The 14,820-nt window shown below is 64.9% G+C and carries 12 protein-coding genes; 5 read left to right on the top strand and 7 right to left on the bottom strand.

Annotated features, from left to right (window positions below):
- Position 1 precedes the first annotated feature (1 nt).
- Together ABID59_RS32500 and ABID59_RS32495 are read left to right on the top strand one after the other, a co-directional pair.
- Complete coding sequence (locus tag ABID59_RS32500) at positions 2-925, top strand: sugar kinase (protein ID WP_354086072.1); 924 nt, start codon at positions 2-4, stop codon at positions 923-925.
- 98 nt (positions 926-1,023) lie between these two features.
- Positions 1,024-1,533 (top strand): Lrp/AsnC family transcriptional regulator, encoded by a 510-nt coding sequence (locus ABID59_RS32495; protein ID WP_148751631.1) that lies wholly within the window; start codon positions 1,024-1,026, stop codon positions 1,531-1,533.
- Positions 1,534-1,693: 160 nt separating this feature from the next.
- On the opposite strand, the gene ABID59_RS32490 is transcribed toward ABID59_RS32495, so the two are convergent.
- The 6 genes from ABID59_RS32490 to ABID59_RS32465 all read right to left on the bottom strand — a co-directional run bounded on the left by ABID59_RS32490 (position 1,694) and on the right by ABID59_RS32465 (position 8,618).
- The gene (locus ABID59_RS32490; protein WP_354036898.1) at positions 1,694-3,193 is read right to left on the bottom strand and encodes a phosphomannomutase/phosphoglucomutase; all 1,500 of its coding nucleotides are present in this window, start codon (positions 3,191-3,193) and stop codon (positions 1,694-1,696) included.
- Positions 3,194-3,347: 154 nt separating this feature from the next.
- Positions 3,348-3,695, bottom strand: coding sequence for a HepT-like ribonuclease domain-containing protein (locus ABID59_RS32485; RefSeq protein ID WP_354036897.1), 348 nt, complete (start codon positions 3,693-3,695; stop codon positions 3,348-3,350).
- Complete coding sequence (locus ABID59_RS32480) at positions 3,685-3,981, bottom strand: nucleotidyltransferase family protein (RefSeq protein ID WP_354036896.1); 297 nt, start codon at positions 3,979-3,981, stop codon at positions 3,685-3,687. The genes ABID59_RS32485 and ABID59_RS32480 overlap by 11 nt, the downstream gene beginning before the upstream one ends.
- A gap of 63 nt (positions 3,982-4,044) precedes the next feature.
- A complete protein-coding gene (locus ABID59_RS32475; RefSeq protein ID WP_354036894.1) occupies positions 4,045-4,557 on the bottom strand; it encodes a TIGR02281 family clan AA aspartic protease in 513 nt (170 codons plus the stop codon).
- Between the two features lie 128 nt (positions 4,558-4,685).
- The gene (gene hrpB / locus ABID59_RS32470; RefSeq protein WP_354086071.1) at positions 4,686-7,160 is read right to left on the bottom strand and encodes an ATP-dependent helicase HrpB; all 2,475 of its coding nucleotides are present in this window, start codon (positions 7,158-7,160) and stop codon (positions 4,686-4,688) included.
- A gap of 141 nt (positions 7,161-7,301) precedes the next feature.
- Positions 7,302-8,618: a UDP-glucose dehydrogenase family protein gene (locus ABID59_RS32465; RefSeq protein ID WP_354086070.1), complete on the bottom strand. Its 1,317-nt coding sequence runs from the start codon at positions 8,616-8,618 to the stop codon at positions 7,302-7,304.
- 194 nt (positions 8,619-8,812) lie between these two features.
- Here ABID59_RS32465 and ABID59_RS32460 point away from each other — a divergent pair, with 194 nt between their 5' ends.
- From ABID59_RS32460 to ABID59_RS32450, 3 genes are all read left to right on the top strand, one after another.
- Positions 8,813-9,880, top strand: a complete 1,068-nt coding sequence (locus tag ABID59_RS32460; RefSeq protein WP_354086069.1) for an acyltransferase family protein — start codon at positions 8,813-8,815, stop codon at positions 9,878-9,880.
- Positions 9,881-10,084: 204 nt separating this feature from the next.
- Positions 10,085-13,135 (top strand): DNA polymerase I, encoded by a 3,051-nt coding sequence (gene polA / locus ABID59_RS32455; protein ID WP_354086068.1) that lies wholly within the window; start codon positions 10,085-10,087, stop codon positions 13,133-13,135.
- Positions 13,136-13,303: 168 nt separating this feature from the next.
- Positions 13,304-13,939: a LysE family translocator gene (locus ABID59_RS32450; RefSeq protein WP_354086067.1), complete on the top strand. Its 636-nt coding sequence runs from the start codon at positions 13,304-13,306 to the stop codon at positions 13,937-13,939.
- A gap of 121 nt (positions 13,940-14,060) precedes the next feature.
- Here ABID59_RS32450 and ABID59_RS32445 read toward each other — a convergent pair whose 3' ends face one another.
- Positions 14,061-14,687, bottom strand: coding sequence for a glutathione S-transferase family protein (locus ABID59_RS32445; protein ID WP_148751813.1), 627 nt, complete (start codon positions 14,685-14,687; stop codon positions 14,061-14,063).
- Positions 14,688-14,820 lie beyond the last annotated feature (133 nt).

Here is a 14,820-nt window from a genome sequence, read left to right as displayed (position 1 = left end):
GATGGCTGCATCAGGGATCGCGCCGCGCATCCTCTGCATCGGCATTCCCGTGCGCGACCTCACCTTTCGGGTCGAGGCCGTGCCGGAGCACGGCAGCAAGGCCAACGCCACGCATCTTGCCGAGATCTGCGGCGGCAATGCGCTCAATGCCGCCATCGCGATGGCGCGGCTCGGCGGCAGTGTCGCGTTTGCCGGGCCGATGGGCGATGCACGGGAGACGTCGAGCAGCTTCATCCTCGAGCGGATGACCGCCGAGGGCATCGACATCAGGCATATCGTGCGCATGCCGGGCGTGGCCACGCCCGTCTCTGCGATCATCATCGACGCGACCGGCGAACGAACGCTGACGATCTATCGCGATCCTGCGCTGTGGACCGTGAAGCTATCGGATGCCGACGAGCTCCTCGCCGGTTGTCAGGCTGTCCTCGTCGAGAGCCGCTGCGGCGCCTTCTGCATCGATCTCTGCACGGAGGCACGCCGGCGCGGCATTCCGGTCATCGTCGGCGTCGACCGCGCGATGGCGCCGGCTGACGGCCTGCTTACGGCCGCCTCGCATCTGCTGTTTTCCAGCGAGCAGGTCCAGGAGACCGCCGGCGTCGCTGACGACGGCGAGGCCTTGAAGCGGCTGGCCGGGTTGACGTCCGCCTTCCTCGCCGCCACCCGCGGCCCATTTGGCACAATCTGGCTGAACGCGGCGGGCACGCTGGAGGAGACGCCGGCCTTCCCGGTTGAGGCCGTCGATACGCTAGGCGCCGGCGACGTCTTCCACGGCACCTTCACGCTTCGGCTTGCCGAGGGCGGCGGCGTGCGAGAGGCGCTGCGATTCGCCGCGGCGGCCGCAGCGCTGAAATGCACGCGCCATGGCGGTGGCCTCGCTGCCCCGCAACGCATTGAAGTTGAAGAGTTTTTGCGAAGCGAGCGCTAGAGCGATTCCACGGACACGCCGAGAATATGGACTTGCTGTGGAAGGATTTTCTCTATATCAGTTAAATCAGCCCCTGAAATGGAACAAAGTTCTTCAAAATGACTGACCTCGCTGTCCAACTCCCCGAGACCAGCCGCCGCCTCGACGCCATCGATCGCAAGATTCTGATGGTTCTCCAGGACGATGCCTCCCTGTCCGTTGCCGAAATCGGCGACCGCGTCGGGCTGTCCTCGACCCCCTGCTGGAAGCGCATCCAGCGCCTGGAGGCCGACGGCGTGATCCTGAAGCGGGTGGCGCTGGTCGATCAGAACAAGATCGGGCTCGGCATCTCCGTGTTCGTGTCGGTGGAGAGCTCCGATCATTCCGACGCCTGGCTCAAGAAATTCGCCGAAGCGGTCAGCGCCATGCCCGAGGTGATGGAATTCTACCGGATGGCCGGCGACGTCGATTACATGCTGCGCGTCGTGGTCGCGGACATGCAGGCCTATGACATCTTCTACAAGAAGCTGATCAGCGCCGTGCCGCTGAAGAACGTCACCTCGCGCTTCGCGATGGAGAAGATCAAGTCGGTCACGGCACTGCCGATCCCGGCCGTGGTCGCGGCTTAAAGTTTGCTCTCGCCGCACGGAAGTCGTCATCGCCCGGCTTGACCGGGCGATCCAGGTACGCCGCAGCTTCTCCGTATACGGCAACCGTCTCTGGAATACTGGATCGCCCGGCTTCGCGGGCGATGACAGTGTCGGATACGGCGAACGCGCGCCCCGCCGCTCAGATCTTCTGATTGTACTCGCCGACTTCGGGATGCGTGCGCAGCACGCTGTTCACCATCTCGAACATGTCGTGCATGCGCTGCTCGGAGACCGGGCTCTCGACCACGACCACGAGCTCCGGCTTGTTGGAGGACGCCCGCACCAGGCCCCAGCTGCCGTCCTCGACCGTGACGCGCACGCCGTTGACGGTGACGAGGTCGCGGATCGACTGGCCACCGATCTTGGCGCCCTTGGCCTGTAAGCCTTCGAAGTGCTTCACCACCTGGTCGATGACGCCGTACTTCACCTCGTCGGCGCAATGCGGCGACATGGTCGGCGACGACCACGTCTTCGGCAGCGCGTTCTTCAGATCGGCCATCGACTTGCCGGGCGCACGGTCGAGCATGTCGCAGATCGCGATCGCCGACACCAGGCCGTCGTCATAGCCGCGTCCATACGGCTTGTTGAAGAAGAAATGGCCGGACTTCTCGAAGCCCGCAAGCGCGCCCGTCTCGTTGGTGCGGCGCTTCATGTAGGAATGGCCGGTCTTCCAGTAGGCGGTCTTGGCGCCCTGCTTCTGCAAGACGGGATCGGTGATGAACAGGCCGGTCGACTTCACGTCGACAATGAACTGCGCATCCTTGTGGATCGCCGACATGTCGCGCGCCAGCATCACGCCGACCTTGTCGGCAAAGATCTCCTCGCCGGTGTTGTCGACGACACCGCAGCGGTCGCCGTCGCCGTCGAAGCCGAGGCCGACATCGGCCTTGTGATGCAGCACCGCATCGCGGATCGCGTGCAGCATCTCCATGTCTTCCGGATTCGGATTGTATTTCGGGAAGGTATGGTCGAGCTCGGTGTCGAGCGGGATCACCTCGCAGCCGATAGCGTCCAGCACCTGCGGCGCGAATGCGCCGGCGGTGCCATTGCCGCAGGCTGCGACGACCTTGAGCTTGCGCTTGAGCCTCGCCCGGCTGGTGAGGTCGGCGATGTAGCGCGCCGGATAATTCTCGTGGAACTGGTAGGAGCCGCCGGCCTTGTTCTTGAAATCGGCATTGAGCACGATCTCCTTCAGCCGCGTCATCTCGTCGGGGCCGAAAGTCAGCGGGCGGTTGGCACCCATCTTCACGCCGGTCCAGCCATTGTCGTTGTGCGAGGCCGTGACCATGGCGACGCAGGGCACGTCGAGATCGAACTGCGCGAAATAGGCCATCGGTGTCACCGCAAGGCCGATGTCGTGCACTCTGCACCCGGCCGCCATCAGGCCGGAGATCAGCGCGTATTTGATCGAGGCCGAATAGCCGCGGAAATCATGCCCGGTCACGATCTCCTGCTTGACGCCGAGTTCCGCGATCAGCGCGCCCAGCCCCATGCCGAGCGCCTGCACGCCCATGAGGTTGATTTCCTTCTGAAACAACCAGCGCGCGTCGTACTCGCGAAAACCGGTGGGCTTGACCATCGGCTCGGATTCGAAGGCGTAAGTGTTGGGCAACAAGACGGATTTCGGCTTGGGAAACATTGAGACGGTCTCATGAAAAAGGCAGGAATTGGTGCAGCCTTAGCGAATGCCGGGCCGCAGCGGAAGGCGGGAATGAAGGCTTATGGCCGATAATTGCGGCAGTTTGGTAACGGAAATGATGCGCTAGGAGAGACGGCATTTCTGGCCGGATCAGCTAACCTCCCAGGCGCGCCACCTCAACTTCGACGACCGCCCTGAGAGGTGGCAGAGCCTGTTGAACGGTCTCCCACACGAAATGGGCTGCAACGTCTTCATAGTTGTGGCGATAGACATTCCCCGCCGCCGCCATCTGCTTCCACGCGATAGATGGGTGCCTTGCCTTCAAACCCTCGGGCAGACGGCGAGACGCTTCCGAAATAATCTCCAGGCATCTTGTAACCGCGTAGACCGTCCGCAGGTCCGCCGCGAATGTCTCGCGATCGAGACCTCCGGCGAACTCAGCCGCCAGATCGATGTGATACAGAATGTCTCGCAGAGTCCCGTCGGTGCGCTCAGAAGGCATAAACGGCGTCAGCTGTCGCAGCGGGAACGACGTATGATTTCAAGCCGTCGCGATTGACGACATCAACTGGCTCATCAAAGAGGTTCGCGATATACTCCTTGAGCTCGACGTAATCGAAGACCGTGATCCGCGCATCCGGATCAATCTCGACCATGATATCGACATCGCTGCCGGAACGGTTTTCGCCCCTCGCAACCGAGCCGAACAATGCGGCATGCAAAACGCCTCGCTCACGCAGAGCGGGTTCCGAACGTCGCAGGATCGCTATCGCATCGAGGCTGTTCATGGATCGAGTATAGCACCCCGCACGCCTCGACGGGAGGCCCTACCAGGTCGGCTACGGCAGGACCTACTGCTCCAGCACCATCTGACCGTTCGCATACTCAAAGCGCTTCAGGCGGGACAGGAAGGAGAGGCCGAGCAGGTTCTCGGACAACGCCTCGTCCGGCAGCACCATGGCATCGACGTCGCGTACGATCAGGCCGCCGACGTCCAGCATGGCGATGCGGGTGCGCGCGGCCTTGATGGTGCCGTTGGCGGTGGAGACGGTGGCGTTGTAGTCGCTGCGCGAGGGACGCAGACCGAAGCGCGCGGCCGAGGTCTCGTTCAGCGCCACCACGGAGGCGCCGGTGTCGACCATGAAGCCGATGCGCTGGCCGTCGATGCGGCCGTCGGCCTGGAAGTGGCCACGGCCATCGCGGGGAATGTTGAGGCTGCGGCCGCCGGCCGGCGCCGTGGTCGCGACCGCAACCGTCGTATGCGGCGCTGACGTGGCGGACGCCGAGCTCATCCTGTCCGCCATCTGCGCCATGAAGGTGCCGAGGCCGATCATGATGGCCGCGATGATCATAATGTTACGCATCACACCATTTCCGAGCCGAGAGCTCGAGTTCACCACGCGGCACGCCCGTCCGCGAGCGCAGCCACGGCAGAGCCGGTGTCATTTTGACGAAAAGGATGAGCGTACGGTTAATGGCGGGGAGTGATTTCTCACGTCCCGCGCGGCTTGACCCGCCGGGTCGGCAGCGCGCTTGCCGGATCTTCGGGCCAGGGATGGCGCGGATAGCGGCCGCGCAGATCGGAGCGCACTGCGGCGTAACTGCCGCGCCAAAAACCGGGGAGATCGCGCGTCACCTGCACCGGGCGCTGCGCCGGCGACAGCAGTTCCAGCACCAGTGGCACCTTGCCGGCCGCAATCGACGGATGGGCGTTGAGGCCAAACAATTCCTGGAGGCGCACCGCGATGGTCGGCCCCTGCTCAGCCTCGTAGTCGATCGCGAGCACGCTGCCCGTCGGCGCCTCGAAATGAGTCGGCGCCTCGCGGTCGAGCCGCGCGCGCATCTCCCACGGCAATAGCGCCATCAACGCATCGGAGAGATCGCCGGCGGAGATGTCCTTCAGCGCGATCTTGTCGTAGAGCGCCGGCACCAGCCAGTCGTCACGCCGCGCGATCAACCCGTCGTCGGAGAGATCGGGCCAGCTTTCGCCTTCGGCCTTGCGCAAGAACATCACGCGGTCGCGCCATTGCTTGGCGGCCTTCGACCAGGGCAGCCGGTCGAGACCGGCGGCGATCAGCCCGTCGGCAAAGATGCGCGCGGTGTCTTCCGAGGGCGACACGGCAAGCGTGGCCTCGGACAGCGTGATCGCATGCAGCACGCGCTTGCGTCGCGCGCGCAACGCCATCGCGCCGCGGTCGAAGGATATCTCGTCGGCCGTGTCGATGTGCTCGGCAAAATGCCGCTCGATGTCGCTCTCGGCGATCTGCGCGGCGAGCAGGATGCGGCCGCTCGCAGCCGTCCCCGTCATCTCGCCGATCGCGATATAGGGCGCACGGGCGAGCGAGGACGTCTGCTCCACCGCGGCGCCACGGCCGTTGGCGAGCACGAAACTGCCGTTGCCGCGGTTGCGCGCGACGCGATCCGGGAAGGCATAGGCGAGCATCAGGCCGGTCGAGAGATCCTCCTGAGGGCCCGCCTTTTCGGACGCTGCGACCTGCGAGGCCCAGCGCCGCGCCAGGTCGCGCGCGCTTGCCGCCCGCGGCGAACGATCGCGGCGGAACTGGTCGCGCCGGTGCTCGAGATCGGCGCTGTCGCCGCCGAGCCCGCGCTCGGTGAGAATGGCCGCGATCTCGGCGGCTTCTTCTCCCGCGCCGGCGCGATGCGAATCCACGATCATGCGCGCCAGCCGCGGCGGCAGCGCCAGCGCGCGCAGGCTCTTGCCCTCCGCCGTGATGCGGCCGTCGCCATCGAGCGCATTGAGCTCGGAGAGCAGACTCTTGGCTTCCTTCCAAGCCGGCGCAGGCGGTGGGTCGAGGAACGACAGTGCCGCAGGGTCGGCGACGCCCCATTGCGCGAGATCGAGCACCAGCGAGGAGAGATCGGCGCTGAGGATTTCCGGCTGCGTATAGGGCGCAAGCGAGGCCGTCTGCGGCTCGTCCCAAAGCCTGTAGCACACGCCGGGCTCGGTACGGCCGGCGCGGCCGCGGCGCTGGTCGACTGCGGCACGCGCAGCGCGCACGGTCTCGAGCCGGGTCAGGCCGATGTCGGGCTCGTAGCGCGGCACGCGCGCGAGACCGGAATCGACGACGATGCGCACGCCTTCGATCGTGAGCGAAGTCTCGGCGATCGAGGTCGCGAGCACGACCTTGCGCGTGCCCTTCGGCGCCGGCGCGATGGCGCGGTCCTGCACGGCGGCATCGAGCGCGCCGAACAGCGGCACGATCTCGATGCTGGCATCCTGCACGCGCTCACCGAGGAAATTCTGGGTACGGCGGATTTCGGCGGCGCCCGGCAGGAAGGCGAGCACCGAGCCGCCATCAGCGCGCAGCGCGGATGCGATCGCGTCCGCCATCTGCCGCTCGATCGGCGCATCGGCCCTGCGGCCGAGATAGCGGGTCTCCACCGGAAACGCGCGGCCCTCGCTCTCGACGACGGGCGCCTCGCCAAGCAGCTTCGCGACGCGCGCGCCGTCGAGCGTGGCCGACATTACCAGGATACGCAGATCCTCGCGCAGGCCGAGCTGCGCGTCGCGCGCCAGCGCAAGACCCATGTCGGCGTCGAGCGAGCGTTCGTGGAATTCATCGAAAAGGACGGCGGCAACGCCCGACAGCTCGGGATCGTCGAGTATCTGGCGCGTGAAAATGCCTTCGGTCACGACCTCGATGCGTGTGGCTCGCGAGATCTTCGAGCCGAAGCGGACACGGTAGCCGACCGTTTCGCCGGCGCGCTCGCCAAGCGACTTGGCCATGCGATCGGCGCTTGCGCGGGCCGCAATGCGCCGCGGCTCCAGCACGATGATCTTCTTGCCCTTGGTCCAGGGCGCATCAAGCAGCGCCAGCGGCACCCGCGTGGTCTTGCCGGCGCCGGGCGGGGCCACCAGCACCGCCGCGTTGTGCGCCTCCAGCGTGCGCGAGAGGTCATCGAGCACGGAATCGATCGGGAGGGGCGTGTCGAAGCTGCGGGGCAAAAGTCTCGGTCCGTCATCGTCCGCCGTGTGCGCAATTGCGCGCTAGGGCGGACGATCCACTCATATCGGATCCCGGCCATTCCGAAGATCTCGCCGTACTGGATACCCCGCCTTCGCGGGGTATGACAATCATATGTAGTATCAGCCCTGCACGGATGGCCGGCCGATGCTCTCATAGGTGAAGCCGGCCGCAGCCATGTCTTCGGGGCTGAAGATGTTGCGGAGGTCGACGACGACGGGCTGCGCCATGACGCTCTTCAGCCGGTCGAGATCGAGACCACGGAATTGCACCCATTCGGTGACGACGACCAGCGCATCGGCACCTTGCGCGCAGGAATAGGCATCCTCGCAATAGGTGATGCTGGGCAGCTCGCCCTTGGCCTGCTCCATGCCGACGGGGTCGAACGCCTTCACCTTCGCACCCATGTCGATCAGGCCGGTCACGAGCGGGATCGACGGCGCATCGCGCATGTCGTCGGTGTCGGGCTTGAAGGTGAGACCGAGCACGGCGATGGTCTTGCCGCGCAGCGAGCCGCCGAGCGCCTGGCTTACTTTCCGCGCCATCGCGCGCTTGCGGTTCTCGTTGACCGCCAGCACGGATTCGACGATGCGCAGGCTCACGTCGTAATCCTGCGCGATCTTGATCAGCGCCTTGGTGTCCTTCGGGAAGCAGGAGCCGCCGAAGCCGGGACCGGCGTGCAAGAACTTGGTTCCGATGCGGTTGTCCAGGCCAATGCCGCGTGCGACCTCCTGGACGTTGGCGCCGACCTTTTCCGAGAGGTCCGCGATCTCATTGATGAAGGTGATCTTGGTCGCGAGGAACGCATTGGCGGCGTATTTGATCATCTCGGCGGTGCGGCGTTCCGTGAACATCAGCGGCGCCTGGTTCAGCGACAGCGGACGGTAGATGTCGCCCATCACCTTGCGGCCGCGCTCGTCGGAGGTGCCGACCACAACGCGATCAGGGAACTTGAAGTCGCGGATCGCGGCGCCCTCGCGCAGGAACTCCGGATTGGAGGCGACGACGACGTCGGCCTTGGGATTGGCCTCGCGGATGATGCGCTCGACCTCGTCGCCGGTGCCGACCGGCACGGTCGACTTCGTCACCACCACGGTGAAGCCGGACAGCGACTGCGCGATCTCCTTCGCGGCGGCGTAGACGTAGGAAAGATCGGCGTGGCCGTCGCCGCGACGCGAGGGTGTGCCGACCGCGATGAACACGGCGTCAGCATCCGCAACCGGCTTCGACAGGTCGGTGGTGAAGTCGAGCCGCTTGGCCTTCACATTGGTCGCGACCAGCTCGTCGAGGCCCGGCTCGTAGATCGGGATCTCGCCGCGATGAAGCGCCGCGATCTTCTTCTCGTCCTTGTCGACGCAGGTGACGTCGTGACCGAAATCCGCAAAGCAGGCTCCGGACACCAGTCCGACATACCCCGTGCCGATCATCGCGATGCGCATGAAAATCCCTGTTCCAGCTTGGTTAACGAAACCCCAATCCGGGGGCGGTTTAACATTTTCCCGTCGGGAAGGAAGAGCCTGCGCTCAGAAACCGGCACGCGATTTGTACCAGTAAAGAAGTCGGAAACCACAAGGCCCCACACTGCCCCACGCCCACACAGGACCGGGCGGAACACGCCTCGAAACGAGACACCATGGCATCATCAGGCACAATCGCCGCGAGCGAGGGCACCACGGGCCCGGCTGTCGCGCGTGTCGACTGGGTCGACTATGCCAAGGGCATTTGCATCGTCATGGTCGTGATGATGCATTCGGTGCTGGGGGTCGAGCTCGCCGCCGGCGAGACCGGTTTCATGCATGTCCTGGTGGCCTTCGCAAAGCCGTTCCGGATGCCGGACTTCTTCCTGATTTCGGGCCTGTTCCTGCCGCGGGTGATCGATCGGGACTGGCGGACCTATCTCGACCGCAAGGTGGTGCATTTCGCCTATTTCTATGTCGTCTGGGTGACAATCCAGTTCGGCTTCAAGGCCCCTGCTTTTGCGGCCGAAACCAGCTGGCGCGACGCTGGCCTGCTCTATGTCGAATCCTTCATCGAACCGTTCGGCACGCTCTGGTTCATCTACCTGCTGCCGATCTTCTTCGTCGTCACAAAACTGACACGACCAATCCCGCCGCTCGCGATCTGGCTTGTTGCCGCCGCGCTGGAGACGGCGCGCATCACAACCGGCTGGACTGCGATCGACGAGTTCTGTGCGCGCTTCATCTATTTCTATTCGGGGTATCTGTTCGCGCCTTACGTGTTCGCGCTGTCGGACCGCGCGCGCAGCCACCCCGCGCTGGCGCTGGCAGCGCTCGCGACCTGGGCACTGGTCAATACCGGCCTCGTCGCGCTCGGCGCCAGCGAATGGAAGATCGCGTCACTCATGCTCGGCTTCGCCGGCGCATGTGCCGTCATTACGATCGGCACGCTGCTGGCGCGCGCGCATTGGTGCAACTTCTTGCGCTTCTGCGGCGAGCATTCGATCGTGATCTATCTCGCCTTCTTCCTGCCGATGGCGGCGACGCGCACGTTACTCCTGCACACCGGAATCATCTCCAGCATCGGCACGGTGTCGCTGATCGTCACCATCGTCGGCGTCCTGGGGTCGCTCGCGATCTGGCAAGTTGCGTTGCGGCTGCACGCCGATTTCCTGTTCGAGCGGCCCGATGCGTTCTGGATCGTGCCGAAGAAGGCGGGACCGGTGTTGCAGGCGGCGGAGTAACTGTCATGCCCCGCGAAGGCGGGGCATCCAGTATTCCAGAGACAGCAGTCGTATACCGACAGGCCACCACGTACTGGATTCCCCGCCTTCGCGGGGAATGACAGTGAGGATGTGGAGAATGACGGTGGGGGATATTGGCGCCAACGGCCCAAAAATCCCCCACCCAAGGCTGTCAAAGTCCGTAAAAATTCATACATTGCGGCCATGCCAAAAACCTCCCCGAAGACCTCCGCCAAAGCTGACACCCAACCCGCTGCTACGACAGCTGCTGCCAAACCGGTCGCGGCGAAGGCGGCAGGAAAGGGCGACCACGTCTTCCTGGTGGACGGTTCCTCCTACATTTTCCGCGCTTATCACGCGCTGCCGCCCCTCAACCGCAAGTCCGACGGCTTGCAGGTCAATGCCGTGCTCGGCTTCTGCAACATGCTGTGGAAGCTGCTTCGCGAGATGCCCGAGGACAATCGGCCGACCCATCTTGCCATCGTATTCGACAAGTCCGAGGTCACGTTCCGCAACAAGATCTATCCTGAGTACAAGGCGCACCGGCCGCCGGCGCCGGACGATCTGATCCCGCAATTCGCGCTGATCCGCGAGGCCGTGCGCGCTTTCGACCTGCCCTGCCTGGAACAGAGCGGCTTCGAGGCCGACGACCTGATCGCGACCTATGTGCGAGAGGCATGCGAGCGCGGCGCAACTGCGACCATCGTGTCCTCCGACAAGGACCTGATGCAGCTCGTGACCGACTGCGTCACGATGTACGACACCATGAAGGATCGCCGCATCGGCATTCCCGAGGTGATCGAGAAATTCGGCGTGCCGCCGGAGAAGGTGGTCGAGGTGCAGGCGTTGGCCGGCGATTCCACCGACAACGTGCCTGGTGTCCCCGGCATCGGCATCAAGACCGCGGCGCAACTGATCGTCGAATATGGCGATCTTGAACAGCTCTTGTTCCGCGCCACCGAGATCAAGCAGCCCAAGCGCCGCGAGGCGCTGATCGAGAATGCGGAGAAGGCGCGGGTCTCGCGGCAGCTCGTGCTGCTCGACGACAAGGTCGAGCTGGAGGTGCCGCTGGACGATCTCGCCGTCCACGAGCCGGATGCGCGCAAGCTGGTTGCCTTCCTGAAGGCGATGGAGTTCTCCACGCTGACGCGTCGCGTCGCCGACTATTCGCAGATTGATCCGGCCAACGTCGATCCCGAACCCGGCTATGCCAGCGGGGCCAGCGTTTTCTCGCCGCTGCCGCCTTCGGACGTCGTACCGGCACCAGGAGCCGGCACGCCGGCGCAGGTTCCGTCGGGCCAGCGCAGCGCATCGGCCACCAAGGAGGACAAGGCCGCGAGCCCGAAGGGCGCGCCGGTTTCTCTCGCAGTCGCGCGCGAAGAGGCTTTGCGCAAGCTTCCGGTCGACCGCAGCAAGTACCAGGCCATCAAGACGCTCGCGGAATTGAACGCCTTCATCGCGCGCATCCATGATACCGGCTATGTCGCGATCGAGATCCGAGGAAATTCGATCGATCCGATGCAGGCCGATCTCTGCGGCATCGCGCTCGCGCTGGGGCCGAACGATGCCTGCTACGTGCCGCTCGCGCACAAGCAATCCGGCGGCGGCGCCGGCCTGTTCGACGCCGGCCTCGCGCCGGATCAGGTCAAGCATGTCGATGCCATCCAGGCGCTGCGGCCGGTGCTGGAATCATCAGGCATTCTCAAGATCGGCTTCGACGTCAAATTCACTGCCGTGATGCTGGCGCAGCACGGCATCACGCTGCGTAACATCGACGATGCCCAACTGATCTCCTACGTGCTCGATGCCGGTCGCGGCTCGCATGCGCTGGAGCAGCTGTCCGAGCGCTGGTTCGGCCTCGCCATGCTGAAAGAGAGCGAGCTGCTCGGCAGCGGTAAGGGCAAGATCACCTTCGACCAGGTGCCGATCGACAAGGCCGCGCCGCTGTCTGCGGAAGATGCCGACATGACGTTGCGCGTCTGGCGCGTGCTGAAGCCGCGCCTCGTCGCCGAGCACATGACCACGGTCTACGAGACGCTGGAGCGGCAGCTGGTCTCCGTGCTCGCACGCATGGAGCGGCGCGGCATCTCGATCGACCGCCAGGTGCTGTCGCGTCTGTCCGGCGAATTCGCCCAGACCGCCGCGCGCGTCGAGGCCGAAATCCAGGAGATCGCGGGCGAGCCGGTCAATGTCGGCAGCCCCAAGCAGATCGGCGACATCCTGTTCGGCAAGATGGGACTACCGGGCGGCGCCAAGACCAAGACGGGCGCCTGGTCGACCACCGCGCAGGTGCTGGATGAGCTCGCCGAGCAGGGCCACGATTTTCCGAAGAAGATTCTGGAGTGGCGCCAGGTCTCGAAACTGAAATCGACCTACACCGACGCACTGCCGACCTATGTCAATCCGCAGACCCATCGCGTGCACACGACCTACGCGCTGGCCGCGACCACGACGGGCCGGCTGTCCTCGAACGAGCCGAACCTGCAGAACATCCCTGTCCGTACCGAGGACGGCCGCAAGATTCGCCGCGCCTTCATCGCGACACCCGGGCACAAGCTGGTCTCCGCCGACTATTCGCAGATCGAGCTGCGGCTACTGGCGGAGATCGCCGATATTCCCGTGCTCAAGCAGGCGTTCCGCGACGGGCTCGACATTCACGCGATGACCGCGTCGGAAATGTTCGGGGTGCCGATCAAGGGCATGCCAAGCGAGATCCGCCGCCGCGCCAAGGCGATCAATTTCGGCATCATCTACGGCATCTCGGCGTTCGGCCTTGCCAATCAGCTCGGCATCGCCCGTGAAGAGGCGTCGGCCTACATCAAGAAGTATTTCGAGCGCTTCCCCGGCATCCGCGCCTATATGGACGAGACGCGCGATTTCTGCCGGCAACACGGCTACGTCATCACGCTGTTCGGCCGCAAGTGCCACTACCCCGACATCAAGGCCTCCAACGCCTCGGTGCGCGCCTTCAACGAACGTGCCGCGATCAACGCGCGGCTTCAGGGCACCGCCGCCGACATCATCCGCCGCGCCATGACGCGCGTGGAGGACGCACTAGCCGAGAAGAAGCTCTCGGCGCAGATGCTCTTGCAGGTGCACGACGAGCTGATCTTCGAGGTGCCGGACTCCGAAGTCGAGGCGACGCTGCCGGTCGTGCAGCACGTGATGCAGGACGCGCCGTTCCCGGCCGTGCTGCTGTCGGTGCCGCTGCATGTCGACGCGCGAGCGGCCACGAACTGGGACGAGGCGCACTGATCTTTTCTTACCTCGCCCCGTTTGCGCCACAAGCACCATGTCGTCCGGCGAAGGCCGGGACGACGCTGAGGCGAGACGCTTCCACTCAATTGTCCTCCGTACAATTGCGCGATGGCCCCGCCGCGCCGCGCATATTAGAACCGGTGCATCCCCTGCATCGGTTCACTCATGCCCCACACCTCCGCCCTGCTCGGCTTCGCCCTCGTCTGCCTCGGTCTCGTGCTCACGCCCGGGCCGAACATGATCTATCTGATCTCGCGCTCGATCACGCAGGGGCCGGCGGCCGGCATCGTCTCGCTCGGCGGCGTCGCGCTCGGCTTCGTGTTCTACATGCTGTGCGCGGCGTTCGGCATCACAGCGCTGCTGCTCGCGATTCCCTTCGCCTATGACGCGCTGCGCTTCGCCGGCGCCGGCTACATGCTGTGGCTCGCCTGGCAGGCGGTGAAGCCGGGCGGGCGCTCGCCGTTCCAGGTGAAGAAGCTCGCGATCGACGGCCCGCGCAAATTATTTGCGATGGGGCTCGTCACCAATTTGCTCAATCCGAAGATCGCGATGCTGTATCTGGCGCTGCTGCCGCAGTTCATCGATCCCGCGGCCGGCAGCGTGCTGACGCAGTCGGTGGTGCTGGGCGCGATCCAGATCGCGCTCAGCGTCAGCGTCAATGCGATCATTGCGCTTGCGGCCGGATCGATCGCCCTGTTCCTGGCGAACCGGCCGAGCTGGATGCTGGTGCAGCGCTGGCTGATGGGCACGGTGCTCGCCGGGCTTGCGGTCAGGATGGCGGTCGAGGCACGAAAGGTGTGAGCGCAACGCTGTCATGCTCCGCGAAGGCGGGGCATCCAGTACGCCGCGGCTTCTCGGCTCTAACTCAACCGTCTCTGGAATACTGGGTCACCCGCCTTCGCGGGTGACGACAGCCTCCACCTCAATCCAGCTTCGCGTCCATGCCCCGCTTCACCGCCGGGCGCGCCATCAAGGCGTCGTACCAGCGCTTGACGTTGGGGAAGTCGGCGAGCTCGACCTTGTGGCGCGGATGCCGCCAGGCCCAGCCCAAAATGGCGAAATCGGCGACCGAGAGATCGCCGGCGACGAAATCGTGGCCGTCGAGGCGGCGGTCCAGCACGCCGTAGAGCCGGCGGGTCTCGGCCATGAAGCGCTTCAACCCGTAGGCGCGGTCCTGCTCGTTCTCGAGCGCGATGAAATGGTGCACCTGACCCGGCATCGGCCCGAAACCGCCCATCTGCCACATCAGCCATTCGTAGACGGGGATGCGGCCTGCGAGCGATTTCGGCAGGAATTTGCCGGTCTTCTCGCCGAGATAGAGCAGGATCGCGCCGGACTCGAAGATGCTGACGGGCTTGCCCTCGGGGCCCTCGGGGTCGCGGATCGCAGGAATCTTGTTGTTCGGCGAGAGCTTGAGGAACCCCGGCGCCATCTGCTCGCCCTTGGTGATGTTCACCGGGATCACTTTGTAGGGCAGGCCCATTTCCTCCAGCGCGACCGAGATTTTTCGGCCGTTCGGCGTGTTCCAGGTGTGCAGCTCGATGGTCATTTGCCTGTTTCCTTGGCCCAGCTTCTTGCCCGAGGTCTCGAGCATCCACCTACTCCAGAAAGTTGCACCCCCACAACCGGCGGACCGGGATGGCCGATCCCTGTTGACTGGGGACGCTCCCTCTGGAATGTCG

The sequence above is a fragment of the Bradyrhizobium sp. S3.3.6 genome, from assembly GCF_040546905.1.
In the GTDB taxonomy this organism is placed as follows: Bacteria; Pseudomonadota; Alphaproteobacteria; order Rhizobiales; family Xanthobacteraceae; genus Bradyrhizobium; species Bradyrhizobium cytisi.
The sequence above is the reverse complement of the archived record's forward strand: the minus strand, read 5'-3'. Positions and strand labels throughout refer to the sequence as shown.

Excerpts from the sequence above, each read along its gene's own strand:
- ABID59_RS32500 (WP_354086072.1), top strand. The coding sequence starts at position 2 with ATGGCTGCATCAGGGATCGCGCCGCGCATCCTCTGCATCGGCATTCCC.
- ABID59_RS32495 (WP_148751631.1), top strand. The coding sequence starts at position 1,024 with ATGACTGACCTCGCTGTCCAACTCCCCGAGACCAGCCGCCGCCTCGAC.
- ABID59_RS32490 (WP_354036898.1), bottom strand. The coding sequence starts at position 3,193 with ATGTTTCCCAAGCCGAAATCCGTCTTGTTGCCCAACACTTACGCCTTC.
- ABID59_RS32485 (WP_354036897.1), bottom strand. The coding sequence starts at position 3,695 with ATGCCTTCTGAGCGCACCGACGGGACTCTGCGAGACATTCTGTATCAC.
- ABID59_RS32480 (WP_354036896.1), bottom strand. The coding sequence starts at position 3,981 with ATGAACAGCCTCGATGCGATAGCGATCCTGCGACGTTCGGAACCCGCT.
- ABID59_RS32475 (WP_354036894.1), bottom strand. The coding sequence starts at position 4,557 with ATGCGTAACATTATGATCATCGCGGCCATCATGATCGGCCTCGGCACC.
- ABID59_RS32465 (WP_354086070.1), bottom strand. The coding sequence starts at position 8,618 with ATGCGCATCGCGATGATCGGCACGGGGTATGTCGGACTGGTGTCCGGA.
- ABID59_RS32460 (WP_354086069.1), top strand. The coding sequence starts at position 8,813 with ATGGCATCATCAGGCACAATCGCCGCGAGCGAGGGCACCACGGGCCCG.
- polA (WP_354086068.1), top strand. The coding sequence starts at position 10,085 with ATGCCAAAAACCTCCCCGAAGACCTCCGCCAAAGCTGACACCCAACCC.
- ABID59_RS32450 (WP_354086067.1), top strand. The coding sequence starts at position 13,304 with ATGCCCCACACCTCCGCCCTGCTCGGCTTCGCCCTCGTCTGCCTCGGT.
- ABID59_RS32445 (WP_148751813.1), bottom strand. The coding sequence starts at position 14,687 with ATGACCATCGAGCTGCACACCTGGAACACGCCGAACGGCCGAAAAATC.